Genomic DNA, 25,720 nt, shown 5'->3' on the forward strand with positions numbered 1-25,720 from the left:
GCGCGCGGTGGCCCCGCCAGAAAGACGGGCTGAAACGGTACGCGGGCGGTGGCCCCGCCAGAAAGACGGGCCGAATACGACAGAAACCAGACGCGCGTCTTGATCCCACGCGGCCGGATCAGGCCGTACCGTGGCGGGCATCACCGTTAGCTGGGCCTGATCAAGGTTCATGCTGGACTCAGCCCATTCTCAGGTGCGCCCCCGGAGAATTCCGGGGACCCTGGAGCCGTGAGGTGGCCGACCCGATGACCGATCTGTTGACCGTGATGGCAACACCGGTGTGGGCGTACCTTGCCATTTTCGGTTTCCTGGCCGTTGATGCCCTGGTCCCCATCATGCCGATCCAGGTCATCATGATCACTTCGGGCGCGTTGACCGTTTACGGCAACCTCAACCTCGCCCTGGTCATCGCCATCGGCGCGCTGGGCATGTTCACCGGCGACTCCATCGCCTTCGTGCTCGGCCGCTCGGCCGGCGGGCACTGGGTCAGCGGCCGCCTCGCCGCGCTGCGCCAGCGGTTCATGTCCCGCGAGCACAGCGCCCCCAAGGAACAGTCGAAGACCAAGCGCGCCGCCGAGCGGTTCACCCGGGGCCTGCGCAAACCGGGCCCGCTGGTGCTCCTGCTCTGCCGCTTCGTTCCGGGCGGGCGCATGGCCGCGGGCTATCACGCCGGGCGCAGTGGCTACCCCATCAAGCTTTTCATCCTGTACGACGGGGGCGCCGCCCTCGCCTGGGCAACCTATGGCGGCCTGGTCGGCCACGTCGGCGGCACGGCGATCACGCAATCCGCGTGGCGGTTGTTCGCCATCGCCGCCACCGCCGCCATCGTCTTCGGCACCGCGGGCTGGATCCTGGCCCTCTTCGGCGGCCGCAAGGACGCCGACCACGCCGACGATACCGAGCACGCCGGGGGCACCCAGCACGCCAAGAGCACCGGGCGCGCCGGCAACGATGCGGCCGCCGAGGACGAGCGGGTCCCGGACGCCCCGGCTCACCAGGCGCCCTGAACCCCCGCGGAGAGCGGCTTACTGCAGCTCGTGCTGCATCAACTGCCGGGCGGCCTCGGCGATGGACCCGGACAGCGACGGATAGATCGTGATCGTGTGGGCCAACTGGTCGACCGTCAGGTTGTTCTCGATCGCCATCGTGATCGGCAGGATCAGCTCGCTGGCCTTGGGTGCCACCACCACGCCACCGACGATCTGACCGGTGGCCGGGCGGCAGAACAGCTTGACGAACCCGTCGCGGAGACCGGCCATCTTGGCCCGGGCGTTGCCGGTCAGCGGGAGCATCACCTGCCGGGCCGGGATCTTCCCCTGGTCCACGTCGTTCTGCGAGACGCCAACGGTGGCCAGCTCGGGGTCGGTGAACACGTTGGCGGACACCGTACGCAGCCGCAGCGGCGCCACCGCCTCACCCATGGCGTGCCAGATGGCGATCCGGCCCTGCATGGCGGCGACGCTGGCCAGCGGCAGCACGCCGGTGCAGTCGCCGGCCGCGTAGATGCCGGGCACGTTGGTGCGTGACACCCGGTCGACTGTCACGTAGCCACCCTGGGCGATGTCGACGCCGTACTCGCGCAGCCCCAGCTCGGCGGTGTTGGGCACGGCACCCACGGCCATCAGCGCGTGCGAGCCGGTCACCGTGCGGCCATCCGACAACGTGACCAGCACCCCGTCGCCGGTGTTGACCACGGAGTCGGCGCGGGACTGGTTGAGGATGGTCATGCCGCGGTCGCGGAACACGCGCTCGATGGCCATGGCGGCGTCGGCGTCCTCGTGGGGCATGACGCGTTCGCGGCTGGAGACCAGGGTCACCGGCACACCCATGGCCAGGTAGGAGCTGGCGAACTCGGCGCCGGTGACACCGGAGCCGATGACGATCAGGTGCTCGGGGAGCTCGGTGAGGTCGTACACCTGGCGCCAGTCCAGGATGCGCTGACCGTCGGGCACGGCGCTGGCCAGCACGCGGGGGGTGGCGCCGGTGGCCAGCAGCACGGTGTCGGCGTCGAGGGCGTACGGGCTGCCCTCGTGCGGGGTGATCAGCACCTGGTGGGTGTGGCCGAGGGTGTCCTCGCCGAGCCGGGCACTGCCGTGCACCACGTCCACGCCGGACTTCACGAGCTTGGCCAGGATGTCGGCGGACTGGGCCAGCGCCAGGCTCTTGACCCGCTCGTTGACCGCCTTGGCGTCCACCGTGACCGCGTCGAGCCCGGCCGAGCGGATGCCGAAGCGCTCGTTGTGCCGGTAGCCGGTGACGATCTCCGAGCTGGCGATGAACGTCTTTGACGGTACGCAGTCGGAGAGCACGCACGCGCCGCCCGCCCCTTCGGCCTCGACGAGGGTCACGTCCGCGTCGAGCTGGGCTGCGACGAGCGCCGCCTCGTACCCGCCCGGCCCACCGCCGATGATCACGATCCGGCTCACGACTTGCGACCTCCTAGGACTGGCGGGCCCACGGCCCCGGCGCCGGCATTTGTGCCGACACGCTCACCTCGTATTCCCCCTCACCGCCGGTCCGGGCTATCGTCATCGCCGTGGGTCATTACGCGGCGTACGGCTCGAACCTGGATCCCGCCCGAATGCGTGCTTATTGTCCGCATTCGCCGATGATTGGTGTGGGCTGGGTGGAGGGGTGGCGGCTGACCTTCGCCGGCGAGGGCGATCTCGGCTGGGAGGGTGCGGTCACCACGATCGTCGAGTCCCCGGGCGACCGCGTCTTCGTCTCGCTCTACGACGTCCACCCCTGGGACGCCGCTCAACTCGACGAGGTCGAGGGTGTGACGGCCGGGGCATACCAGAAGCTGACCGTGCGCGTTTCGACGCTGGAAGGCGATCTGAGCGCCTGGGTCTACGTCTTCGCCGGCTACGAGGGCGGCATGCCGACAGCCTGGTATCTCTCGGAGATCTCCAACGCCGCGGAGAAGGCCGGCGCCCCGGATGACTACGTCGCCGACCTGCGCCGGCGTCCCACCCGCACCTCGACGCCGGGGACTTAGAGGCGCAGCTCGCGCTGGTAGATGTTGGCCTCGAACTTGGGGTGCATGCCGACCGCCCGGTACAGCCGCGCGGCCTGCGTCGGATTCGCCATGTCCACCCCCAGACCCACTTCGGTGCGTCCCTTCGCGGCGTAGGTGGCGAAGGCACGGCGCAGAAGTGCCTGACCAACACCCCTTTTCCGGTACGTCCGCAGCACCCCGAGCACCCGCACCCACGCCGTGCCGTGCGTCGCACCGAAGTCCGAGGACTCCAGCACCCCGGCCCATTCGCCATCGACGAAGGCGACGAACCATTCGTCGTACGAGATGCTCGCCTCGGCCTCAAGCCTGGCCCGCCAGCTCGCGTAGTCCCGGGTGTGATGGTCGGTGTCCCGGAAGGTCTCGACAATCGTGGCGTGGAAGCGGCGCATCTCCGCGTTGTCCTCGGCTCGTACCGCCCGGATGGTCACGCCGGCCGGCGGTTCGGGCGCGGTGTGCGGCACCCCGGTCAGCGCCATCGTCATCCGGGCATGCTGCTTGACGAACGCGAAACCGGCATCGGTCAGCGTCTCGATCCACAGCTTCTCGCTCGGGATGGCCCCGGCGCGCAGCGTGTAGACCTCGTGACCGAAGGCGGCACCTCGCTCGGCGGCCCGAGCCAGCAGCAGCTCCAGCAGCGGGCGCAGCGCCGCGTCACCGCGTCCGGGCCAGCCGAGCACCTCCAGCCGGTCCCGGTCACCGCGGTCCACGTTCTGCAGAAACGCCCAGCCGACCAGCCCGTCGGCGTCGGCCACCACCCAGCAGTCGCGGTCCAGCTCGGTGTTCGGCGTGCTCAGCGCCTCGTTGATCTCCTCGGCGGTCCACTCCGGCGCACCGAGCGCCACGATGTCGTTGGCGTGGGCCAGGGCGAGCAGGTGCGGGGCCTCGTCGAGGGTCGGCCGGCGCAGGGTCAGGCCGGGCGGCAGGGTCAGGTCGGGCGGCAGGGCAGAAGTCACCGAGCCAGCCTGCCCTATCCCGCCAGCCGGTGCGAAAGACTTTGCAGCAAGCCGATCAGCTCGACGCGCTCGCCGCGGTCCAGCGCCGCGTACGCCTGCCCGGCCATCGAGTCGGCCACCGATTCGGCCCACATGAGACGCCGGACCAGCGGCCCGACCGGCGGGTACGGCTGCTGCCAGCCGAACGCCACCGCCCCGGTCTCCCCCTCCGGCCCGGCGATGATGGCCTCCAGCGGGGTCAGCCCGGCGGCGCGTACGGCGACCACGTGGATGCCCAGATGGTGTTCCTGCAACAGGTGCAGCATCACCGCAACCTGAGCACCGGGCGCGGATTCGGGCACCGGCATCGCCCGCCACGCCGCGAACAGCGGCAGCGCAGCGCCGTCCACGGCGGACACCACGCGCTTGGTCAGCTCCAGCAGGCGGGTCAACCGTGGGAAGCCGCCCAGCTGCTCGACTCCCCAGCGGCACATCTCCCGCAGGTGCCAGGTGGCGACCTCCCCCGGCGGGGTGGTCCTGGTGGCCGCCTCCCAGCCATCGGTCACCGCCTCGGGCGCGATGAAGCCGATGGTCGCCGTCACCGTCTCCGGGCGCACGTCACCGAGGGCACCAGCCCGCGCGGCCACGTGATAGGCCCACCCGGACAGGCCCAGCAGACGCGCACGCCGCAGCGTCTGCGGGGACTCGGTGAACGCCCCAAGAAGGGACGCGAGTCCCGCCCGGGCACTGGCGGCTGCCTGTTCGGGAGTCACGTCTGAAGATTCTGCTCCCCCGGAGCGCTACAGGAAAACCGACAGCTAGACCGGTTCATCGGCATCCAGGTCCTCGATCGCTGCTTCGACGTCACCGGCGTGGCGGCGGGCGGCCGAGGCTTCGCGTTCCGCCGAGCGGCGGGCCAGCTTGCGCCGGGACACCTCGGCCTGCGCCACGATGCGCTGTCGCTCCAGCTCAGCGAGCTGCTCCTCGATCTCGTCGACCGCCTGTCCGGCGTCGCGTTCGGCTGCCTCGGCGCGCTCCAGGGCGGCCTGAGTTCTGTCCGAGGCGCGGCGGGCGTCGCGCAGTTGCCGGTTGAGTTCGCGGCGCTTCGCTTCCCGTTCTGCTCGCACTTTTTCCTCGGCACGCCGGCGTCGATCATCCAGAGGGGATGCCGGGGGCGGCGCAATCTCCTCTTCGGAGTCCTCGGCTTGGGAGTCCTCCGCCGAGTCGCCGGTGTCGGTGACCAGCCGCAGGCGTGGGCGAGGCACTTCCCCGAAGCCTGCGTACGTGGCCGCCTTGACGAGCCGGCCGGTGCGGACCTGCTCGGCGATGCGGGGTTCGGCCAGGGCGGCGGTGAGCGTGGCCTCCACCTCGGCCGTCGGCAGCTTGACCGAGCGCAGCGCCGGGTCGTCCTCGATGGCGAGCTTCTGCGCGGCTGCGACCAGCGCCGACACCACCTGCCGGCGTTGGGTGGACAGCTCGCGCAGCTGGTCGCCCTTGAGGCTGCGCTGGGCGTGGCGCAGCGCGGTGGCCAGCTCCACCAGGTTGTCGATGAGGTCGGGGCGGCGCAGGGCGAGCAGGTTCACCAGCCAGGCGGCCACGGTGGGCTTGCGCAGGGCGGCAAGCCGCTTGGCCGCCTCCTTGTCGCCGGCCTTCTTCGCCTCGGCGACCGCAGCGGCCCGGCTTGCGACGAAGCCGTCCGGCGGGGCCTCGTACAGCCGCCGGATCAGCTCGTCGGTGCCGGACTGGCTCACGAGAGGGTGGTGCCGGGGGCGAGTTGGGCGTACGTGGTGCCGCTGAGCCGCTCGAGGTGGCCGTTGGAGATGCTGGCGCCGGTTTCGGTGAGCAGCGCGTCGTGCAGGGCGTAGGCCCGGCCGGGTTTGACCGCGCGGACGAACTCGATGGCCTCGCTGAGCTTCATCCAGGGCGCGTTCAGCGGTACGAACAACGTGTCCACGCCCTGGTCGGGCACGGTGAACGAGTCGCCCGGGGTGTAGACGGTGTGCGAGCCGCTGGAGATCAGGAAGCCCAGGTTGGCCACGCGGGGGATGTCGTCGTGAATAACCGCGTGCTGCCCGCCGTACGCGCGAATGGTGAAGCCTGCGGCCTCGAATTGCGTGCCGGGCTCAACGGCCGTGACCACATCGGCAAACGCCGTGAGTTTGGGCAGCACGTCGGGGTGCGCGTAGATCGTGAGTCCGGGACGTTGCGCCAGGGCGTCGGAAAGCGCCTCGGGATCCAGGTGGTCGATGTGCTCGTGGGTGATCAGCACGGCATCGGCCCCGGCCAGGGCGGCCCGCTCACTGAACGCCCCGGGATCGGCGACGAGCACGCCGTCGCCCTCCAGACGCAGACAGGCATGGGTGTACTTGGTGACGCGCACGGCTTTCCTCCGCTACCGAATCGTGACCGCTTCCAGGGCAGTCTGCCGGAACCGGGACGCAGTTGCCGCACGTCCCAGGCTCATGCGCACATCCAGATGGTGGGCGGCCACGGGGCTGGCTCTGATCGTGACATTGACCGGCTGCAGCGATGGCGGCAGCAGCGACGAATCCACTTCCGCACAGGGCGCCGGCGCGCCGGCCATGGCACCCGCCGACAAGCCGGGCCTGGCTGCCGCCGAGAAGCAGGCGAAGGATGGCAAGGCCCAGGCGCCCGACCTGAGCGTCGATCAGCGGTCGATCGTTTACACCGGATCCATCACGGTACGGGTGGAAGACGTCAACGCCACCGCTGCGCGGGTCACCGGCATCGTCACCGGGGCCGGCGGGTTCGTCGGCGGCGACCAGCGCACCAGCAACGGCGACAAAGGCTCGGCCGAGGCCACCCTCACGTTGCGGGTGCCCGCGGCGAAGTTCGCGGCGGTGGTCGACCAACTGGCCGGGCTCGGCACCGAGGAGCAGCGCGGCATCAGCACCGAGGATGTCACCGAGCAGAGCGTCGACCTCGACGCCCGCATCGCCACCCAGACCGCCCGGGTGGACAGCGGCCGCAAGCTGCTGGCCCAGGCCAAGGATCTCAACGACCTGGTGATGCTGGAGCGTGAGGTTGCCACCCGGGAGGCCGACCTGGCCTCGCTGCAGGCCAAGAAGCGGCACCTGGCCGACCTGACCGCGTTGTCGACCATCACCGCGGTGCTGCTCGACCCGCAGCAGGCCGCACCGGAGCAGCCCGAGGACGCAGCCCCGGGCTTCCTCAGCGGGCTGCGCAACGGGTGGCACGGGTTGCTCACCTCGCTCAACGTGGTCGTCACCGTGCTCGGCTGGCTGCTGCCGTGGCTGGTGCTGGCCGGTGTTCCGCTGGCCGCGTGGTGGGTCCGCAGGCGCCGGTTAAAAAGCGCCGGTAACCAAGGCGGCTAGCGCGGTGTGCACCATGACCCGCACGCCGTAGCCGATGCAGCGCTCGTCCACGTCGAAGTTGCTCTGGTGCAGGTCGTAGCGGGTTTCCGCGCCGGGCGTGCCGGTGCCGAGCCGGATCATCGCGCCGGGCACGTGCTCGAGATAGAACGCGAAGTCCTCGCCACCCATGCTGATCTCGGCTTCGACCACCCGGTCGGAGCCGAGCGCGGCCCCGGCGGCCCCGGCGATCACGGCCGCGGCCATCCGGTCGTTGATCACCGGTGGCACCCCGCGGGTGTAGACGACCTCGGCCTCGGCACCGGTCGGCGCGACGACATCGCGGATCAGCCGGGTGACCAGCTCGGGGGCCTCGCGCCAGGCGTCGCGGTTGAGAATGCGGACCGTGCCGCGCGCCTCACCCTCGCCGGGGATCGCGTTGTAAGCGCCACCGGCCTGCACCGCCCCCCACACCATGGACACCCCGGCGCGCGGGTCGACGCGGCGGTCCAGCAGCGCCGGCACGTCCACGATGACCCGGCCGAGCGCGTGCACCAGGTCGGCGGTCAGGTGCGGGCGCGCGGTGTGGCCGCCGGCGCCGGTGAGCCGCACCTTCACCGTGTCAGCGGCGGCGGTGAAGGGCCCGGACCGGACGCCGACCAGACCGGCGGGGAGCTGGGGGTAGCAGTGCAGCGCGAAGATGGCCGCGACGTCCTTGAGTGCGCCGGCCTCGATGACGCCGGGGGCGCCCGAGGGCACCGCTTCCTCACCGGGCTGGAAGATCAGCCGGATCCGGCCGGGCAGCTCGCCCGACTCGTTGAGCTGCGCCAGCGCCAGACCCAGCCCGAGCAGCACTGTGGTGTGCACGTCATGGCCGCACGCGTGGGCCACCCGGTTGACGGTCGAGCGGTAGGGCACATCCTTGGTGTCCGGCAGCGGCAGGGCGTCCAGGTCAGCGCGGAAGGCGATGACCCGGTCGCCCGAGCCGATGTCACAGATCACCCCGTTGCCCTTGGGCAGCAGCCGCGGGGAGAGCCCGGCGACGGCGAGTTCGCGGGCCACCAACGCGGCGGTCTCGAACTCGGCGAACGACGGCTCCGGGTGCGCATGGATGTGACGCCGGATCGCTACCAGCTCGGCTCCACGGGCGCCAAGCCAGCGATCAAGCTGGCCGGGCAGGGGTTCGGCTCCCGGGGGCGGGCCCGGGAACGGCGCCGTCTGGGCGCCCTCGGACGCCGTCGCTGCACTCGTCACTGTCGGTATCGCTTCCGTCAAATCGAGGTCAGGTCCCGCAAATCTGCATCTGCACATACAGAATCTGCAACTTGCGAAGCCTAGTGCGCCCGGTTCAACGGCGTGCCGCCGCGATCAGAAGTGCTCCACGGGGTGATAGACGCCCCACACTCCGCGCAAGGTGTGACAGACCTCTCCGACGGTGGCCCGCAGCCGCAAAGCCTCCTTCATCGATGGCAGCACGTTGTCGGTGCCCTCGGCTGCCTTGCGCAGGTCGGCCAGCGCCGCTTCGACCGCGGCACTGTCCCGGGATCGGCGCAGCTCACCGAGGCGCGCCGCCTGGTCGGCCTCGATCTTCGGGTCCACGCGCAGCGGCTCGTACTTCTCCTCCTCGTCCACCGCGAACCGGTTCACGCCGACGACCACCCGCTCACCGCTGTCGATCTGCTGCGACACCCGGTACGCCGACGTCTCGATCTCCTGCTTCTGGAAACCCTGCTCGATCGCCTCGACCGCCGAGCCGTACGAGAACACCCGCTCGATCAGCGCCGTCGCCGCCGCCTCGACCTCGTCGGTCATCGCCTCGATCACGTACGAGCCGGCGAACGGGTCCACGGTGTCCACCAGCCCGCTCTCATAGGCCAGCACCTGCTGGGTACGCAGGGCGAGCCGGGCTGCCTTCTCGGTGGGCAGCGCGATCGCCTCGTCGTAGGCGTTGGTGTGCAGCGACTGGGTGCCACCGGCCACCGCCCCGAGCGCCTGCACGGCCACCCGTACCAGGTTGACCTCGGGCTGCTGCGCGGTGAGCTGGACGCCAGCGGTCTGGGTGTGGAACCGCAGCATCAGCGACTTGGGGTTGGTGGCACCGAACTCGTCGCGCATGATCCGGGCCCACATCCGCCGGGCGGCCCGGAACTTGGCGATCTCCTCCAGCAGCGTGGTGCGGGCCACGAAGAAGAAGGACAACCGGGGTGCGAAGTCGTCGACCGCGAGCCCGGCGGCGATCGCGGCACGGACGTACTCCATGCCGTTGGCCAGGGTGAACGCGATCTCCTGAGCGGGAGTCGCCCCGGCCTCGGCCATGTGGTAGCCGGAGATGGAGATGGTGTTCCACTTGGGGATCTCGGTGCGGCAGTACGCAAACGTGTCGGCCACCAGCCGCAGCGAGGGCTTGGGCGGGAAGATGTACGTGCCGCGGGCGACGTACTCCTTGAGAATGTCGTTCTGGATCGTGCCCTGCAGCGCCGAACCGGGCAGGCCCTGCTCCTCGGCGACCAGCTGATAGAGCAGCAGCAGCACCGAGCCGGGCGCGTTGATCGTCATCGAGGTGGACACCTGGTCCAGCGGGATGTCGGCGAACAACCGCCGCATGTCCTCGATCGAGTCGATGGCCACCCCGACCTTGCCGACCTCACCGTGCGCGATCGGATCGTCGGAGTCGTAGCCCATCTGGGTGGGCAGGTCGAACGCCACGGACAGGCCCATCGTGCCCGCCTTGAGCAGCTGGTGATAGCGCGCGTTGGACTCGGCGGCGGTGCCGAAGCCGGCATACTGCCGCATGGTCCATGGTCGCTTGGTGTACATGGTCGGGTACACACCGCGCGTGTAGGGGAACTCTCCAGGCCGGCCGAGTTTCTCGTCCAGGTCCGGCGGCAGGTCCGTGCCTGCATAGACCGGCTTGATGTCGAATCCGGATTCAGCGTCCACATTCGGATCCTACTGAGTTCCACCCATCGCGAGGGGCCCACTACTCTACGCCCACGGCGGGCAAACAATGCGCTACCGACTTTCCGAAACCGGGTGGGACCGGGCAAGATAGTCTGGTTGGCCGACCGCCCCCTAAACCCCCTTCGGTGGCATCTCTGTGACTCAGATTCCGACGTGGAGCAGTGGCAACACGGCTCCGACCAGCGGACGCGCAGCCCCGGGCACGCTCATCGGCGGGCGATACACGCTGCGTGCCGCGGTTGGCCACGGTGGCATGGGCACGGTCTGGCGTGCCGCCGACACCCTGCTGCGCCGTGACGTAGCGATCAAGGAAGTCATCCTCCCGCCCGGGCTCGCGCCCAGCGACCGCGACGCCATGTACGAACGCACCATGCGCGAGGCCCGCGCCGCCGCCGCGCTGCAGCACCCCGCAGTCGTGCAGGTCTACGACGTCGTGCACGAGAACGGCCGGCCCTGGATCGTCATGGAGCTGCTCGAGGCGCGCAGCCTCGCCGACATGGTGATCGAGGACGGCCCGGTCGCCCCGCGGGTGGTGGCCAAGATCGGCATCGCCCTGCTCGGCGCGCTCGAGGTGGCCCACGCGCACGGCGTGCTGCACCGCGACGTCAAGCCGGCGAACGTGCTGATCTGCACCGACGGCCGCTGCGTGCTCACCGACTTCGGCGTCGCCCGGATGCCCACCGACGTCCAGCTCACCACCCCGGGCATGGTGCTCGGCTCGCCGCACTTCATCTCCCCCGAGCGCGCCATGGGCAGCGACTTCGGCCCGCCCAGCGACCTGTTCTCGCTCGGCGTGACGCTCTACACGGCCATCGAGGGGCGCCCGCCGTTCGACAAGGGCGACCCGATCGAGACGATGCACGCCGTGGTCGAGGACCCGCCGACTCCGGCGGTGCGCGCCGGTTCCCTGACCCCGGTGCTGATGGGCCTGCTGGAAAAGGATCCGGCCCGCCGCTTCGACGTGCCCACCGCGCGCACGATGCTGCGCCAGCAACTCGCCGGCCCGCTGGCCAGCAAGGCCCCGCCGCACATGATGACCGACCCCTACTCGGTGGTCCCGTCGCAGCGGCCCCCAGCGGCTGAGACCCAGCCGATCCCGCCACCCCCGCCGGCGGCGGCCAAGCCCAGCGGCCAGATCGGCGGCCGGGCCATGCTCGCCGCCGGCGACTCGCTGTCCGGGCACCTGAAGAAGCTCAAGAAGGGCGGCAACGAGCGTCCCGCCGCCCGCTCGGCCGGTGCCGACCAGCCCACCGGGGCGTACCCGCCGCCCGCCCCGGCCGGCGACCGCACCAGCGTGCTGCCCGCGGCCAAGGGCTCGAGCAAAGGCGACGACACCACGAGCGTGATCCCGCCACGCCGGCAGTGGGACGGCAACCGTGCCGCCCACGAGCCGATGGGCGCCGGGGCCGGCACTGTGGTGATGAGCCCTGGCGCCAAGCGCAAGCAGCTGATCGACAAGACGGTCACCACCGCGCGCGAGGTCACCGGCAAGGCGGTCACCACGGTCAAGGGCTGGCCGCGGAACACGCAGTTGGCCGCGGCTGGGGGCGCTGCGGTCGTACTCATCCTGCTGCTGGTCCTGGTGTTCTCCGGCGGCGACGACCCCAAGCCGGCCGATCAGGTCTCCGCTTCCCAGGCCCCGCCCGCCGCAGCCGCGTTGCCGAGCGTGACCTACAAGGGCCGCGGTACCAGCGTGTCGGTGCCGCAGGGCTGGAAGAAGAGCAGCGGCGGTAGCTGGATCGACTACGTGGACCCGCAATCCGACCGCAAGGTGCGGCTGCTGGTCGAGCCGGGCAAGGCCGCGCCGAGCGAGTTCCTCAAGATCGCCGAGGGTGGACTGAAGAAGAAGGGCTCGAGCTGCCCCAAGCCGTACAAGCAGGTCAGCCTGACCGACCGGGAGATCGACGGCAAGCCCGGGGCGGTCCTGGAATACACCTGCGCCGGCACCCGGCACGGGCTCTGGGGCGCGATCGTGCAGGGCGGCAAGGCGTACTCGTTCTACATGACCAGCACCGAGGAGCAGTTCGCCACGAGCAAGCCGATCTTCGACGAGATGGTCAAGACCTTCGCCCTTGACGGGTAACGCTCAGCCCGGCCGTGCTACGAACTGTGCATGGCAATTGATGGTGACCTCCGAGCCGTGGCGCAAGCGTGGCTGGCCGACGACCCCGATCCGGCCGGCCGCGACGAGATCCGGGAGCTGCTGGACCGGCTTCCGGACAGCGAGGCCGAACTCGCCGACCGGTTCGCCGGCCCGCTGACGTTCGGCACCGCCGGGCTGCGAGGCCCGCTGCGTGCCGGTCCGAACGGCATGAACGTGGCCGTGGTCACCCGCGCCGCCGCCGGGCTGGTCACCTGGCTGGTTCGGCAGGGATCCACCGGCAAGCTCGTCATCGGCTACGACGCCCGGCACGGCTCGCAGGCCTTCGCCGAGCGCACCGCCCGGGTGGCCACCGCCGCCGGGTTCGAGGCCCTGTTGCTGCCCCGCCCGTTGCCCACGCCGGTGCTCGCTTATGCGGTCCGCAAGCTCGACGCGGTGGCCGGGGTCATGGTCACCGCCAGCCACAACCCGCCGCAGGACAACGGCTACAAGGTCTACCTGGGCGCGCACCTCGGTGGCCTGGACGGAGCGGGCGCGCAGATCGTGCCGCCCGCCGACGCGGGCATCGAGGCGGCCATCCAGGCGGTCGGGGCGCTCGCGGAGGTCCCGCTGGGCGATCCGGGCACGGTTCTGGGCGAAGAAATCGTTTCCGGGTACGCCCGCAGCGCCGCGGCTGTCGTCGCGGAAGGCCCTCGCGAACTCAAGGTGGCGTACACGCCGTTGCATGGTGTCGGCGGCCCGGTGCTGACCGCGGCCTTCGCCGAAGCCGGGTTCCCGGCGCCCGAGGTGGTGCCCGAGCAGGCCGAGCCGGACCCGGAGTTTCCGACGGTGGCCTTCCCCAACCCGGAAGAAAAAGGGGCGATGGACCTGCTCCTCGCGCTCGCCGAGAAGTCCGGTGCCGACCTGGCCATCGCCAACGACCCGGACGCCGACCGGTGCGCGATCGCCATCCCGCTCGGTCCCGACGGCGGCTGGAAGGCGCTGCGCGGCGACGAACTCGGCGTTCTGCTGGCCGACCATCTGATCCGGCGCGGGGTACCCGGCACGTACGCGACCACCATCGTGTCGTCGAGCCAGCTCGGGGCGCTGTGCAAGGCGCGCGGGGTGCCGTACGCGGAGACGCTGACCGGCTTCAAGTGGATCGTGCGCGCCGCCGAGGAGCTGGCCTACGGCTACGAGGAGGCGCTCGGCTACTGCGTGGCCCCCGACATGGTCCGCGACAAGGACGGCATCACCGCGGCCCTCACCGTGGCCGAACTCGCCGCGGCGCTCAAGGCCGAGGGTAAGACCATCCGCGACCGCCTCGACGAACTCGACACCGAACTCGGCGTGCACCGCACCGATCAGCTCTCGGTGCGGGTCAGCGACCTGTCCGAGATCGGCGCAATGATGGCCCACGTCCGCGCCAAACCGCCGGCCACGCTGCTCGACGTCCCGCTGACGGCAGTCGAGGACCGGGCCCCCGAGGCCGACGTGCTGACGCTGCGCACGGCCCAGGTCCGCGTGGTGATCCGACCCTCGGGCACCGAGCCCAAGCTGAAGGCCTACCTGGAGGTGGTGGAGCCCCTCGGCACCGGCAAGCTGGTAAACGCCCAGTTTAAGTCGGGAGCCACCATGGTCCAGCTCCGCCGCGAGGTCGAGGCGGCCCTGGGCCTCTAGACGATCTTCGGGGCGCCGAGGGCGGCTCGGATGGCGTTGCCGAGGGTGGCTACCACCAAGGCGACGCTGGGGCGCACGATGGAGTCCTCGAGGTTGGCTGAGCCGGAAAAGCCGGCGCCGCTGGCGATTTGCTCGAGGCGTTCGTGGGCGCGGGCCGCTTCCTCCGGGGGCAGGCGCAGGGCCGGTTCCATGCGGGTGGCCACGAGCAGGGTGCACAGGGCCGCGGTGCGTTCGTCGGGGATTGCGTCGGTGGTGAGGGCCTCGGCGAGGCGCTTGCGAATCTCGGCCTCGTACGCCGGGTCGGTGGTCGGGTAGCGGTGCACGTGGATGGCGCCCATCTGAGTCTCGTCCACGTCCTGGACCACGCCGCGGGAGATCAGGTCCTCGAGGACGTGCTGGCGCAGCCGGTGCCGCAGGCGCTGCACCCATTGGGCCGGGGTGTGCGGGTCGTCGGTCGCGGCCTTCTCGAGGATGCGGTCCGCGATCGGGTCGCCGGTGGGCGTGGTGTCGTTGACGACCAGGTTCCCGGCGACGTACGCGATCCGCCCGGCCAGCGCGAGGTCGACCAGCACCGCCGCGGCCATGCCGAGGTCCAGTCCGATGCGGGAACCGGTCGCTTTGCCGGTTCGGTCGTCATACGCGAGGAGGAGGAGCTCCTCAGCGAGCGCGATGGAGGTCATGCCCAAAACGATAGTGGCCGGTGTCACCGGGGCAACTGCCGGAGGGCGGTCAAAATCAGATGTGGCCGTCCGGGCCTGTTTCCCCAGGGGTTCGGCCACCTGAGGAAACAGGGGCCGGCCGCCCGGGGAACAGACCCGGATCGGGGTCAGGCTTGCGCGCCGACGCCCTTGGCAGGGTCCGCGGCGGAGCCCTTGGCGGGTTCCTTGACGACGTCCAACTGCTCGGGCCAAGCGCCGCCGTTGAACACGTTGGACCAGCTCTCGCTGATGTGCCCGATGTCGATGCCCCACCGGCCGCGCTGCGACAGCCACGCGGCCAGCAGGGTGCCGCACGGCCCGAGCGCGAACAGGTAGAGCTTGTCCGGGTCGGCCGCGTCCAGCTCCTCTTTCAGCCGGGACAGGTCCGAGTAGGCGTCCTTGGGCTTGGTGTACAGGAACTCGATCGACTTGGCGTTGCTGAACAGCGCCGGTTCGAGGTTGAAGCGTGAGCCCTGGCCGGTGACGATGCACACGTTCTGGCCGTCCCAGACGTCGCGCCACAGCTCCACGCCGCGCTGGCCGAGGTGGGTGAAGTAGATCGGCCGGGACACGTGGGCGGTGCCGTACTTGGCGGTGGGGTGCAGCAGCGGCTTGACCTCGGGCCAGATGTCGAGCCACACCGAGGTCCAGTGCGCGTCGCGGAACGTGTACGGGAACGCGGGCAGCAGCCGTTCCGGGTCGTAGCCGTCCATCGAGAGCACCCCGCGCAGCTCCCCGGCCAGGTTCGCCGACCAGGGCTGGAAGCGCAGGTTGTACTGCGGGCGCAGCATGATTTTGAGCTCGCCGTCACCGAAGCGCGCCAGGCTCAGCCGGTCCTCGGCGACGCGGCGCATCGTGGCCTCGAAGCTGTACTGCTGGGCGTCGGTGAACTCCCGGATCTCCGCGAACATAGCCGTGGAGGCGTGCGCGCGGAAACCTTCCAGGTATTTGCGCTGCTCCTTGAGCTCCCACCGGATGTCGAAGAGCAGCTTGTTGGATTCCTGCTGCGCCTTCAGCGCTTCCTTCTGCGCCTTCAGCGCTTCCTGCTGCACCTTCAGCGACTGCTGCTGCGTCTTCAGCACCCGGGGATCGGGCGGCGGCGGGCCGGCTAGCTGGCGCTTGAAGACACGCGCCGTGCGACGCCAGACGGACGGGGTGCTCATCGGGTCTCCAGCATGCGGTCGGCGAGGCGGGCTGCGGCGTGACCGTCGTCGAGGTCGGACGCCTTCTGGGCGAACGCGCGGTAGCGCTCGGCGTAGCGATCGGAGATGGCGTCGACGTCACGGATGGCGTCGATCACGTCTTCCGACGTGGCCAGCAGCGGGCCGGGGGCTTCGGCTTCGAAGTCGAAGTAGAAGCCGCGCAGTTCGTCACGGTAGTGCGCGAGGTCGTACGTGAAGAACAGGATCGGCCGCCCGGTGCCGGCGAAATCGAACATCACCGAAGAGTAGTCGGTGATCAGGATGTCCGCCGCCGCCAGCAGATCGGCCATGTCCGGGTACGCCGACACGTCGTAGACGAACCCGTTGCCGGCGCCCGGGATCTCGTCGAGCACGTTCGGGTGCCGCCGGACCAGCAGCACGTGGTCGTCGCCCAGTCGCTGCGCGGCTTCCTGCACGTCCAGCTGCAGCGACAACCGGTACGCGCCGCCACTGTGGTCGTCGTCGCGCCAGGTGGGGGCGTACAGGACGATCTTGCGATCGGCCGGGATCCCGACGGCGGCCCGGACCCGGTCGAGGATTTCCGTCCGGTCGCGCAACAGCACATCGTTGCGCGGGTAGCCGATCTCCAGCAGCTCGCCTTCGAAGTGGAACGCGCTGCGCAGGATTGGTGAGCTGAACGTGTTCGGCGACACCAGGTAGGTCCAGTTGGGCGTCTCCTGGGCCAGCTTCTCCAGGTAGCGCTTGTCGGTGAACTGCACGTCGGCGATGTCGAAGCCGATCCGCTTGAGCGGGGTGCCGTGCCACGTCTGCACGACCACCTGACCCTCGCGGCGGCGGAACCACTCCGGCAGGTGCTGGTTGGTGACGATGTAGCGGGCGGTGGCGAGCGCCTCGTACCAGCGCTTGCTCCACAGCGGCACCGGCTCGGCGGTGTGCGGCAGGGGCGCCTGACCGTCCACAGACACCCACTGGTGCTCCAGCGGCAACCCTCGGGCGACCAGTTCCTCGTGCACCGCGCGCGGGCTGTCCGAATACTGCCGGCCGGTGAAGCTGTTGTAGAGCACCACGTCCCGCAGCGGCTTCTCCCGGGTCGCTGGGTAAAACTCCTGGCGCAGCCGGGCCTGGTTGCCGCGGCCACGCTCCTCATCGGGCAGTGCGGAGCGGATCCGCACCGCCACCCGCTGATCGACGAGCAGTTCGAGGGAGACCCGCGGGGTGTCGCCGGCGAGCGGCAACGGCATGGCGCTCAGCGCGCTGGCGGCCGCCGGGAGCGGCTGGATCGTCTCGCTGCCGATCCGGAACAGCACATTCCAGGTGCCGGTGCGCATCCGTACGGCGGTGCCGAACGACGGCACGGCGATGGGGTCGACCTCCACCGACCAGGAGTCGCCGTCCACGCGTACCGGGAAAATCTTCGTCTCCCGGGCATCCGCGGGGCGCAGCACCAGGTTGAAGTCCCCGGCCCGGCCGTGCAGCCGGCCCTCGAAGCGGAAGCGACGCTCGGCCGTGCTGACCCGGGTGAGCACCGGGCCGGAGGGCAGGGCCGACAGCACCGGGCTGCCGTCCGGCTTCTTGTTCACGTGCACCGTGCGCGCACCCAGGTCGATCGGCTCCCAGTGCCCGTCGGTGGCCAGCACGCAGGGGATCTCGCTGTTGCGCTTGGTGCCGGTGGACAGCTGGATCGCCCAGCGGTCGGCCGGCTCGCCGATCCGCAACGCCGGGTAGTCGAAGCCGTCGCGCTGCAGGTCAGCGGCGGGGATGTGGAACGAGAAGCGTTCGCCGTCGATGCTCAGCGGGAAAAGCCGCCAGGCCAGCCCGGCTACCCGCGACAGGTTCGCGGTGACCGGCTGCACGCCGTTGAGCGTGCCCTCCAGCGTCACGCCGCCGTCGTCGCCGGGGTGCAGCCCGGTCAGGACCGCCCGCACCCGTTCGACGCGCAGCCGCAACCGCCCGGCCGCGACGTAGGGGGCGACTCGCACGTCGCCCACGTGCAGCGGGGTCAGCGGGAGGGAGTGCGCGCCCTGGCCCATCTCCAGCGAGCCCTTGCTCTTGCGGCCCAGCCCGACCACGCCGACGATGATCGCCCAGTCGGCGTCCTGGGTCAGGTCCAGCGTCTGCGGGTCGATGACGGCCTCGAAGCCCGACCAGTCATAGCTTGTCCGTGCCGACCCGTGGTCCGCGGTTGCGTCCACGCACCGGCGGTTCACCAGCGGGGTGCGCCGGGTGCGCCGGCCGCCGTTCTCCTTCAGCCAGAACAGCCGCGAGGTGCTCCACGGCCGCGCGGCGGACTGCCCGGGAATGAACGCGTGCCCGCGGATGCGCAGCTTGCCGTCCTCCCAGGTGACCTCGTGCACCTTGGTGCGCGGTCGCGGGGTACCCGCCGCGAACAGCTCGGCCGGCAACTGCGGCAGGCGCTCGTGCAGCAGGTCCATGTCGTGGTAGCGGCGCAGGCCCCGGCGGGTGATCCGGCGCTGGCGGCGCAGCACCGGCAGCAGCTCGAGGATCTCCGTCATCATCCGGTTGCGCACCAGCGTCCACAGCACCCGCTGCACGGTTGGCAGCTCCTGGATCGCCTCGGGGTCGACGGTGTCCAGGTAGTCGTTCGTGCGCTGCAGGAAGACCTGCTGGTATTCCTCGTCGACGCGGGGCAGCACCCGCAGGAAGAGCATCAGGTCGCTCTTGAGCACCGACTCGTCGTACAGGCGCTTGAGGTCGTGCTGTCCGGAGCTGGCCAGCACGCGGCTGACCCCCCAGCAGTTCTCCAGCCGGTCGATGAAGGCCTGCACCTCCTCGCGCCGCTGGGTGATCGACTTGTCCGGCCCCTCGCGCTCACGCCAGTAGTAGACCGGCGTTTCCAGCACGTCGACCGACTTGGCCAGCACGTGCGCGGGCACGGTGACCGGGATGTCCTCGTAGAGCACGCCCTCGGGGAACGTGAAGTTGTGCTCTTCGAAGAAGGTGCGGCGGTAGACCTTGTTCCAGGCGGTCCGGTCACCGAGCAGCGCGGGCAGCTTGCTGACATGGGTGCGCAGGTGTGTGGCGGCGAACGGGGCCTTGTGCATCGGCGACTGGCTCAACCCCTTGGTGTTGAGCCGCAGCACGTTGCCGCACGAGAAATCCGACCCGGTCTGCTCGAGGCTTCCGACGAGCAATTCCGCGGCGTACGGGGGGAGCACGTCATCGCTGTCGACGAACATCAGATATTCGCCGGTGGCCTGCGCGGTGCCGGTGTTGCGGGCCGCGCCCAGGCCGGCGTTCTGCTTGCGGATCAGGCGGAACCGGGGGTCGCGCTGAACGAACTGCTCGGCGATGGCAGCGCTGTCATCCGTCGACCCGTCGTCCACCACGATGATCTCGAGGTTGTCGCGGGTCTGCCCGGCAAGCGATTCCAGACATTCGGCCAGGTACGGCTCGACGTTGTACACAGGTACGACGACACTGAGCACCAAACCCGTCACTTCGAGAGGATATGCCGGTTCTGGGAGCTTCCGGGTCCGATTAAGGTCATCTACCATGCGCGCCATCCTTGCAACACTCGGCTACCTCCTCTCGGCGGATCAGCGGGAGGTGCTGATGATCCGCCGCGATTCGCGGCCAGACGATATTCATTACGGTTACTACAACGGCCTCGGCGGCAAGCTCGAACCCGACGAGGATGTGGTGTCCGGGCTGCGCCGCGAGATCCGCGAGGAATCCGCGCTGCAGTGCGAGACGGTGGAGTTGGCCGGCACCATCAACTGGCCCGGTTTCGGCCGCGGCGGGGAGAACTGGTTCGGCTTTCTGTTCCGCATCCCGCGCTGGTCGGGCACGCCGCTGACGAGCAACGACGAGGGCAGCTTGCACTGGGTGCCGGTGGCCGACGTGCTGACCGGCAAGCTGCCGATGTGGGAGTCCGACCGGCACTTCCTACCGTTGATCTTCGCCGCCGACCCGAAGATCTTCCACGGCGTCATGCCCTTCTCCAACGGCAAAGCAGTGTCCTGGTCCGTCTCCTAGAAACGCGGCATGCCGCCGAATTGGCGGTCGCCGGCGTCGCCGAGGCCGGGAACGATGTACTTCTTTTCGTTCAGACCATCATCGATGCTAGCGGTAACCAGACGCATCGGCAGCCCCGAGGACCCCAGCCGTTCGACGCCCTCGGGTGCGGCCAGCACACAGCACACCGTGACATCGGTGGCCCCGCGGTCGACCAGCAGCTGCACGCAGTGCACCAGCGAGCCGCCGGTGGCCACCATCGGATCGAGCACCAGCACCGGCAACCCGGTCAGGTCACCGGGCAGTGACTCCATGTAAGCGCGAGGCTCGTAGGTCTTCTCGTCGCGAGCCAGGCCGACGAAGCCCATCGACGACTCGGGCAGCAGAGCCAGCGCGGAGTCGGCCATGCCCAGCCCGGCCCGCAGCACCGGCACGATCAGCGGCGGGCGGGCCAGCCGGGTGCCCCGGGTCGGCGCGACCGGGGTGGTGATCGGGAACTGCTCGGTGGCGAAGGTGCGGGCGGCTTCGTACACGACCATCGTGGTCAGCTCGTGCAGTGCCGCACGGAAGACGCCGGAGTCACTCTCCGCGTTGCGCATGGCGGTGAGTCGGGTCTGGGCCAGCGGGTGATCTACCACGAGTACGTCCACGCCGATCAACCTACCGGGATTGTTCAAGATCAACTGCTGGAGGGTTGAGTAGGATTCATTTCATGACTGCGACGACCACGTCGAGGCACGACCTCCGCTCCCTGCTGCACGGGCTGCCCGGCGTCGACAAGGTCGGCGTGGAGGCGCGGGCCGCGGCGCTCGGCACCCGATCGGTGAAGAGCACCGCCAAGGCCGCCGCCATCGACCTCGCCATCCGAATGGTCGACCTGACCACGCTCGAAGGCGCCGACACCCCCGGCAAGGTGCGCGCGCTGTCGGCCAAGGCGCTGCGCCCCGACCCTGCCGATGCGAGCTGCCCGCCGGTCGCCGCGGTGTGCGTGTACCCGGCGATGGTCCCGGTGGCCGCGCAGGTGCTCGCCGGTTCCGGCGTCCACCTGGCGAGCGTGGCGACCGCGTTCCCGTCCGGGCAGGCGCCGCTGGAGGTCAAGCTGGCCGACACCCGCGGCGCGGTGGCCGCCGGGGCGGACGAGATCGACATGGTGATCAGCCGCGGCGCGTTCCTGGCCGGGCGCTACGACCTGGTGTTCGATGAGATCGTGGCGGTCAAGCAGGCCTGCGGCGACGCGCATCTCAAGGTGATTCTGGAAACTGGCGAGCTGGCTACGTACGACAATGTCCGTCGTGCTTCTTGGCTCGCCATGCTGGCCGGCGCCGACTTCATCAAGACCTCCACCGGCAAGGTCCCGCTCGCTGCGACGCTGCCGGTGACGCTGGTCATGCTCGAAGCGGTCCGCGACTTCCGGGCCCGCACCGGGCGCCAGGTCGGCGTCAAACCGGCCGGCGGCATCAAGACGACAAAGGACGCGATCAAGTACCTGGTGCTGATCAACGAGACCGCCGGCGACGACTGGCTGCACCCCGACTGGTTCCGCTTCGGCGCCTCCTCGCTGCTCAACGACCTGCTGATGCAGCGGACCAAGCTCACGACCGGCCACTACGCCGGCCCTGACTACTTCACCCTGGACTGATCACGATGTTCGAATACGCACCCGCCCCCGAGTCCCGCTCGGTCGTCGACATCGCGCCGTCCTACGGCCTGTTCATCGACGGCCAGTTCGAGCCCGGCGCCGGCTCCTTCAAAACCGTCAACCCGGCCTCCGAGGAAGTGCTCACCGAGGTCGCCCTGGCCGGCCCGGACGACGTCGAACGGGCCGTGGCCGCCGCCCGCAGTGCCTTCGAGCCCTGGTCCGCCCTGCCCGGCTCCGAGCGCGCCAAATACCTCTTCCGGATCGCCCGGATCATCCAGGAGCGCTCCCGCGAGTTGGCCGTGCTCGAGTCGCTGGACAACGGCAAGCCGATCCGTGAATCCCGCGACGTCGACCTGCCGCTGGTCGCCGCGCACTTCTTCTACTACGCGGGCTGGGCCGACAAGCTCAGGTACGCGGGCTTCGGCACCGACCCGCGGCCGCTGGGCGTCGCCGCGCAGGTCATCCCGTGGAACTTCCCGCTGCTGATGCTCGCCTGGAAGGTCGCCCCGGCGCTGGCCACCGGCAACACCGTGGTGCTCAAGCCGGCCGAGACCACGCCGCTGTCAGCGCTGTTCTTCGCCGACATCTGCCGTCAAGCCGACCTGCCGGCGGGCGTGGTCAACATCCTCACCGGCGCCGGGGACACCGGCCGTACGCTGGTCGAACACCCCGGCGTGGACAAGGTCGCGTTCACCGGCTCCACCGAGGTGGGCCGGCAGATCGCCCGCTCGGTGGCCGGCACCCGCAAGCGCCTCACCCTCGAACTGGGGGGCAAGGCGGCGAACATCGTGTTCGACGACGCGCCGATCGACCAGGCCGTCGAGGGCATCGTGAACGGCATCTTCTTCAATCAGGGGCACGTGTGCTGCGCCGGGTCGCGGTTGCTTGTGCAGGAATCGGTGTTCGACGAGGTGCTGGAGTCGCTCAAGCGCCGGATGGCCACGCTGCGCGTCGGGGACCCGCTGGACAAGAACACCGATGTCGGGGCGATCAACTCGGCGGAGCAGTTGGAGCGGATCCGTACGCTGTCCGACGCCGGTTCGCAGGAGGGCGCCGAGCGCTGGTCGCCGCCGTGTGAGCTGCCGTCGCAGGGCTTCTGGTTCGCCCCCACCGTGTTCACCGGCGTGACCCAGGCGCACCGGATCGCCCGCGAGGAAATCTTCGGGCCGGTGCTGTCCGTGCTGACGTTCCGCACGCCGGCGGAGGCCATCGAGAAGGCCAACAACACGCCGTACGGCCTGAGCGCCGGCATCTGGAGCGACAAGGGCTCGCGCATCCTGGCCGTGGCCGACAAGTTGCGCGCCGGCGTGGTCTGGGCCAACACGTTCAACAAGTTCGACCCGACCTCGCCGTTCGGCGGCTACAAGGAATCCGGATATGGCCGTGAAGGCGGCCGCCACGGCCTGGAGGCGTACCTTGCCTGAAACGACCCGCCTCTCAGTTCGCAAGACCTACAAGCTGTTCATCGGCGGCAAGTTCCCGCGCAGCGAGTCAGGACGGACCTATCTGGTGGACGGTGACAACGTCGCACTCGCCTCGCGCAAGGACGCCCGGGACGCCGTCGTCGCAGCCCGCAAGGCCCAGCCCGGGTGGGCCGGGGCCACCGCCTACAACCGGGGCCAGGTGCTCTACCGCATCGCCGAGATGCTGGAGGCCCGCCGCGAGGAGTTCATCGCCCGTGGGGTGAGCGAGCCCGAGGTGAATGCCGCGGTCGACCGCTGGGTCTGGTACGCGGGCTGGTCGGACAAGATCGCCCAGGTGCACGGCAGCGTCAACCCGGTCGCCGGGCCGTACTTCAACATCTCGGCGCCCGAGCCCACCGGCGTGGTCGCCGTGGTCGCCCCCGAATCGTTTCTCGGGCTGGTCAGCGTCATCGCCCCGGCCATCGTCACCAGCAACACCGTCGTGGTACTCACCGGCCTGCCCCAAGCCGCGATCACGCTCGCCGAGGTGATCGCCACCTCCGACGTACCCGCCGGGGTGATCAACATCCTCACCGGCGACGCCGCCGGGAACGCGCCCTGGCTGGCCTCGCACGACGACGTCAACGCCCTCGACCTGACCGGGGTCACCAACCCTGAGCTGGCCACCGAGCTGGAGCGCGGCGCAGCCGGCAGCCTCAAACGGGTTTTGCGTCCCCCGGCCGAGGGCATCGATTCCGCTGCCGAACCGGGGCTGCAGCCGATGACAGCGCTGCTGGAGACCAAGACCGTCTGGCACCCGAAGGGTTTCTGACCGCGGTCGGCCTCCTCCCAGGAGCGACCACTAAGGTGTGTGCCCAGACTCACTCATCCGATCAGCTTGCGAGAAACAACCCGGAGGTCAGCGTGGCCAGCCAGTCGCCCGAAGAGGCCGAAAAGGTCGCGACGGTCAAAGAGGGCCTCGCGGGCCATGACCTGTGGGACGAGGTGCGGATCCACCCGGTGGAGATCGCGATGCCCGGCGGGGTCGCGTTGACCCTGCGGGCGTTCCGCAAGGCCTCCGAGTTCACCCCCACCGAGGTCGAGACCGACGAGGACGACCCGTTCGAAGCCCGCGAACGCGCGGCCGCCGCGCGGGCCGCCGCCGAGGACGGCGTGATCGTCGATGACGAGTTCGCCGCACTGGTGGCCGAGGACGAAGCCCCCAAGAAGTCCGACGGCACGCTGCGCAACGAAGACGGCGAGGTCGTCGAGGAGCCAGACCCCGAGGACTTCAAGGACGAGCAAGCCGAGGAGGCCGAGGCTGCAGCAGCCGCCGAAGCGGCTGATGAAGAGGTGCCCGCCTTCCTGAGCCACCGCGGAAAACTGCTGGCCTTCAAGACGCCCGAGTCGCTGGTCTCCTTCATTCAATCGGGTGCTCCGCACGACCTCGCACAACTCGACACCTGGCCGGCCCTGGCCGAGCGGGTACAGTCGTCCGACGTCGACCCCCAAGCCGACGACCGCTACGAGCTTGACCTCGTGGTGGAGAATCTGCGGGGCGGGCACGACACGTGGGATCTCCCGCTGCTCATCGCGGCGGGCGAGGTGGCCAGGGACCTGGGCCACGCGCTGCGTCTCAAGCCGGTCATCCTGGCGCTGTCGCCCGGATCTCCGCTCGACGACCTCGATGAGTCCCTGCGGGCGGCCGAGACTGGCGGAATGGGCGGTTTCTTCGGTCGTCGCAAGCTCCGTAAAATTGGGGCACAGCAGGCGAGTCTGGGTTGGCGTTCGGTAATCGGCAAGATCTCTGCGGCCGTGGACTGGCGCGACTGACCCCTCACCAGGGACCATCAGTCCTTGGCCGAAAACAGCAGTCCCGGGGAGGAGGACGACGCCGTGGCGCTCGTGCGCGTTTACTGCGGTCTGGCGTCGGCTGATGAAACGGTGCGCACGGCCTCGGCCGGAGCTGCCCTGACCATCGCCGTGGTGGACGACGCGGGCCGGCTGCTCGGAGTCCATGAGGTCAGCGACGACCCGGCCGGCTATGCCCAGCTCGGCACGCTGCTCGTGGAACGCACGAGCGGCTTCGCCGAGGTTGCGGTGGCTGCCGACAGCGACGACCACATGGTCACCTCGCTGCTGACCGCCGCCGGGCGTCCCCTCGTGCTGGCCGACGACGACTCCGCCGACGACTTCGCCGAGCGTTTCGCCGACGACGACTCCCCGGACGAGATCAACGCGCCGCCGGCCGCCCGTCGCGCGGTGGGCCTGGCCCGGGCGCTGCAGGCCGGTGCCATCGCCGCGGTCACCATCCCGGCGCCGCGGGAGCTGGTGTCGTACAAGCCGGTGCTCGCCGCGCACGTCGCGATGCTCAACGGCCGCCACGCCGCGTCCATCGCGCTGCGGGAGGTGCTGCGCGAGCTGTATCCGGCGGCGCTGCGGGCGTATCCGGACCCGGCCCACCCGCTGGCCGTGGCCGTGCTGGACGCCCTGCCCGAGCCGGGCCGCCTGACCGCCCAGGGCGGCTCGCCGCAGCAGGTCGCCGAGGAGGTCGCCCGCGAGCTCACCCGGGCCGGCGCGGGCACCGAGGACCAGGTCGTCGCCGCCGTCGCCGCGCTGGTGGTGGCCATCAACGAGTCGCCGCGCCGCGGCGGCGTCAACAAGGCGCTCGCCTCCGCCGCGGCAGACACCGTCCGGCACGCCATCGGTGCGGTCAAGTCCTGCGACTCGGCGTGCGAGGCCCTGGTCGGCACGCTTGCTGCCCGCGCCAGCACCGGCGTGGCCGTCCCCGGCCGCCGCCAGGCCGGCTCCCGCCGCGCCCCCGAGCCCGCCGCAACC

21 protein-coding genes and 1 pseudogene are annotated in these 25,720 nt (G+C 70.2%); 11 read left to right on the forward strand and 11 right to left on the reverse strand.

All coding sequences use genetic code 11. The features are described 5' to 3' along the window. Positions 1–245 precede the first annotated feature (245 nt). On the forward strand, positions 246–1,007 hold the full coding sequence (locus tag TFC3_RS29345) for a DedA family protein (RefSeq protein ID WP_067509813.1): 762 nt from the start codon (positions 246–248) through the stop codon (positions 1,005–1,007). Positions 1,008–1,025: 18 nt separating this feature from the next. On the opposite strand, the gene TFC3_RS29350 is transcribed toward TFC3_RS29345, so the two are convergent. Then, entirely contained in the window at positions 1,026–2,426 is a 1,401-nt protein-coding gene (locus TFC3_RS29350) for an NAD(P)H-quinone dehydrogenase (protein ID WP_067508558.1), read from the reverse strand. Positions 2,427–2,536: 110 nt separating this feature from the next. Between TFC3_RS29350 and TFC3_RS29355 the strand changes: the two genes are divergently transcribed. Then, on the forward strand, positions 2,537–2,998 hold the full coding sequence (locus tag TFC3_RS29355) for a gamma-glutamylcyclotransferase family protein (RefSeq protein ID WP_067508560.1): 462 nt from the start codon (positions 2,537–2,539) through the stop codon (positions 2,996–2,998). Here the strand turns inward: TFC3_RS29355 and TFC3_RS29360 are convergent. Genes TFC3_RS29360 through TFC3_RS29375 form a run of 4 tightly spaced genes read right to left on the reverse strand, consistent with a single transcriptional unit; the run spans position 2,995 to position 6,331 of the window. Next, entirely contained in the window at positions 2,995–3,972 is a 978-nt protein-coding gene (locus tag TFC3_RS29360) for a GNAT family N-acetyltransferase (RefSeq protein WP_236718510.1), read from the reverse strand. The two genes, TFC3_RS29355 and TFC3_RS29360, sit on opposite strands and share 4 nt — an antisense overlap. 14 nt (positions 3,973–3,986) lie before the next feature. After that, on the reverse strand, positions 3,987–4,724 hold the full coding sequence (locus tag TFC3_RS29365; protein WP_067508562.1) for a hypothetical protein: 738 nt from the start codon (positions 4,722–4,724) through the stop codon (positions 3,987–3,989). Positions 4,725–4,769: 45 nt separating this feature from the next. Further along, the gene (locus TFC3_RS29370; RefSeq protein ID WP_067508564.1) at positions 4,770–5,702 is read right to left on the reverse strand and encodes a hypothetical protein; all 933 of its coding nucleotides are present in this window, start codon (positions 5,700–5,702) and stop codon (positions 4,770–4,772) included. Continuing rightward, complete coding sequence (locus TFC3_RS29375) at positions 5,699–6,331, reverse strand: MBL fold metallo-hydrolase (protein ID WP_067508566.1); 633 nt, start codon at positions 6,329–6,331, stop codon at positions 5,699–5,701. Before TFC3_RS29375 ends, TFC3_RS29370 begins: the two co-directional genes overlap by 4 nt. 82 nt (positions 6,332–6,413) lie before the next feature. Here TFC3_RS29375 and TFC3_RS29380 point away from each other — a divergent pair, with 82 nt between their 5' ends. Beyond that, positions 6,414–7,307 (forward strand): DUF4349 domain-containing protein, encoded by an 894-nt coding sequence (locus TFC3_RS29380; RefSeq protein ID WP_067508568.1) that lies wholly within the window; start codon positions 6,414–6,416, stop codon positions 7,305–7,307. Here the strand turns inward: TFC3_RS29380 and TFC3_RS29385 are convergent. Together TFC3_RS29385 and TFC3_RS29390 are read right to left on the reverse strand one after the other, a co-directional pair. After that, entirely contained in the window at positions 7,278–8,537 is a 1,260-nt protein-coding gene (locus TFC3_RS29385; RefSeq protein ID WP_067508570.1) for an amidohydrolase, read from the reverse strand. The genes TFC3_RS29380 and TFC3_RS29385 overlap by 30 nt on opposite strands. Positions 8,538–8,651: 114 nt before the next feature. After that, positions 8,652–10,223, reverse strand: coding sequence for a methylmalonyl-CoA mutase (locus tag TFC3_RS29390; RefSeq protein WP_067508572.1), 1,572 nt, complete (start codon positions 10,221–10,223; stop codon positions 8,652–8,654). A 157-nt stretch (positions 10,224–10,380) separates the two neighbouring features. Here TFC3_RS29390 and TFC3_RS29395 point away from each other — a divergent pair, with 157 nt between their 5' ends. Then, entirely contained in the window at positions 10,381–12,327 is a 1,947-nt protein-coding gene (locus TFC3_RS29395; RefSeq protein WP_067508575.1) for a serine/threonine-protein kinase, read from the forward strand. Between the two features lie 30 nt (positions 12,328–12,357). After that, complete coding sequence (locus TFC3_RS29400; RefSeq protein WP_067508577.1) at positions 12,358–14,004, forward strand: phospho-sugar mutase; 1,647 nt, start codon at positions 12,358–12,360, stop codon at positions 14,002–14,004. Here TFC3_RS29400 and TFC3_RS29405 read toward each other — a convergent pair. The 3 genes from TFC3_RS29405 to TFC3_RS29415 all read right to left on the reverse strand — a co-directional run bounded on the left by TFC3_RS29405 (position 14,001) and on the right by TFC3_RS29415 (position 19,323). After that, the gene (locus TFC3_RS29405; RefSeq protein ID WP_067508579.1) at positions 14,001–14,684 is read right to left on the reverse strand and encodes a GPP34 family phosphoprotein; all 684 of its coding nucleotides are present in this window, start codon (positions 14,682–14,684) and stop codon (positions 14,001–14,003) included. The genes TFC3_RS29400 and TFC3_RS29405 overlap by 4 nt on opposite strands. Before the next feature lie 146 nt (positions 14,685–14,830). After that, a complete protein-coding gene (locus TFC3_RS29410; protein ID WP_067508581.1) occupies positions 14,831–15,865 on the reverse strand; it encodes a GT-D fold domain-containing glycosyltransferase in 1,035 nt (344 codons plus the stop codon). Beyond that, entirely contained in the window at positions 15,862–19,323 is a 3,462-nt protein-coding gene (locus TFC3_RS29415; protein ID WP_236718511.1) for a bifunctional glycosyltransferase family 2 protein/CDP-glycerol:glycerophosphate glycerophosphotransferase, read from the reverse strand. Before TFC3_RS29415 ends, TFC3_RS29410 begins: the two co-directional genes overlap by 4 nt. 55 nt (positions 19,324–19,378) lie before the next feature. Between TFC3_RS29415 and TFC3_RS29420 the strand changes: the two genes are divergently transcribed. Continuing rightward, positions 19,379–19,861: an 8-oxo-dGTP diphosphatase gene (locus TFC3_RS29420; RefSeq protein ID WP_067508582.1), complete on the forward strand. Its 483-nt coding sequence runs from the start codon at positions 19,379–19,381 to the stop codon at positions 19,859–19,861. On the opposite strand, the gene upp is transcribed toward TFC3_RS29420, so the two are convergent. Next, positions 19,858–20,490, reverse strand: coding sequence for a uracil phosphoribosyltransferase (gene upp, locus TFC3_RS29425; RefSeq protein ID WP_067509820.1), 633 nt, complete (start codon positions 20,488–20,490; stop codon positions 19,858–19,860). The genes TFC3_RS29420 and upp overlap by 4 nt on opposite strands. 62 nt (positions 20,491–20,552) lie before the next feature. Here upp and deoC point away from each other — a divergent pair, with 62 nt between their 5' ends. The 5 genes and pseudogenes from deoC to TFC3_RS39725 form a co-directional block, all read left to right on the forward strand. Beyond that, positions 20,553–21,479, forward strand: a complete 927-nt coding sequence (deoC, locus tag TFC3_RS29430) for a deoxyribose-phosphate aldolase (RefSeq protein ID WP_067508584.1) — start codon at positions 20,553–20,555, stop codon at positions 21,477–21,479. A gap of 5 nt (positions 21,480–21,484) precedes the next feature. Then, on the forward strand, positions 21,485–22,903 hold the full coding sequence (locus tag TFC3_RS29435) for an aldehyde dehydrogenase family protein (RefSeq protein ID WP_067508586.1): 1,419 nt from the start codon (positions 21,485–21,487) through the stop codon (positions 22,901–22,903). Then, complete coding sequence (locus TFC3_RS29440) at positions 22,857–23,714, forward strand: aldehyde dehydrogenase family protein (protein WP_067508587.1); 858 nt, start codon at positions 22,857–22,859, stop codon at positions 23,712–23,714. Before TFC3_RS29435 ends, TFC3_RS29440 begins: the two co-directional genes overlap by 47 nt. 92 nt (positions 23,715–23,806) lie before the next feature. Continuing rightward, positions 23,807–24,715 (forward strand): DNA primase, encoded by a 909-nt coding sequence (locus TFC3_RS29445; protein WP_067508588.1) that lies wholly within the window; start codon positions 23,807–23,809, stop codon positions 24,713–24,715. Positions 24,716–24,739: 24 nt separating this feature from the next. Continuing rightward, positions 24,740–25,720: pseudogene (locus tag TFC3_RS39725) on the forward strand (transposase); the annotation flags it as partial.

The sequence above is a fragment of the Actinoplanes sp. TFC3 genome, assembly GCF_001553785.1.
Lineage (GTDB): Bacteria > Actinomycetota > Actinomycetes > Mycobacteriales > Micromonosporaceae > Actinoplanes.

Excerpts from the sequence above, each read along its gene's own strand:
- TFC3_RS29345 (WP_067509813.1), top strand. The coding sequence starts at position 246 with ATGACCGATCTGTTGACCGTGATGGCAACACCGGTGTGGGCGTACCTT.
- TFC3_RS29380 (WP_067508568.1), top strand. The coding sequence starts at position 6,414 with ATGCGCACATCCAGATGGTGGGCGGCCACGGGGCTGGCTCTGATCGTG.
- TFC3_RS29420 (WP_067508582.1), top strand. The coding sequence starts at position 19,379 with ATGCGCGCCATCCTTGCAACACTCGGCTACCTCCTCTCGGCGGATCAG.
- TFC3_RS29435 (WP_067508586.1), top strand. The coding sequence starts at position 21,485 with ATGTTCGAATACGCACCCGCCCCCGAGTCCCGCTCGGTCGTCGACATC.
- TFC3_RS29400 (WP_067508577.1), top strand. The coding sequence starts at position 12,358 with ATGGCAATTGATGGTGACCTCCGAGCCGTGGCGCAAGCGTGGCTGGCC.
- TFC3_RS29410 (WP_067508581.1), bottom strand. The coding sequence starts at position 15,865 with ATGAGCACCCCGTCCGTCTGGCGTCGCACGGCGCGTGTCTTCAAGCGC.
- TFC3_RS29440 (WP_067508587.1), top strand. The coding sequence starts at position 22,857 with ATGGCCGTGAAGGCGGCCGCCACGGCCTGGAGGCGTACCTTGCCTGAA.
- deoC (WP_067508584.1), top strand. The coding sequence starts at position 20,553 with ATGACTGCGACGACCACGTCGAGGCACGACCTCCGCTCCCTGCTGCAC.
- TFC3_RS29405 (WP_067508579.1), bottom strand. The coding sequence starts at position 14,684 with ATGACCTCCATCGCGCTCGCTGAGGAGCTCCTCCTCCTCGCGTATGAC.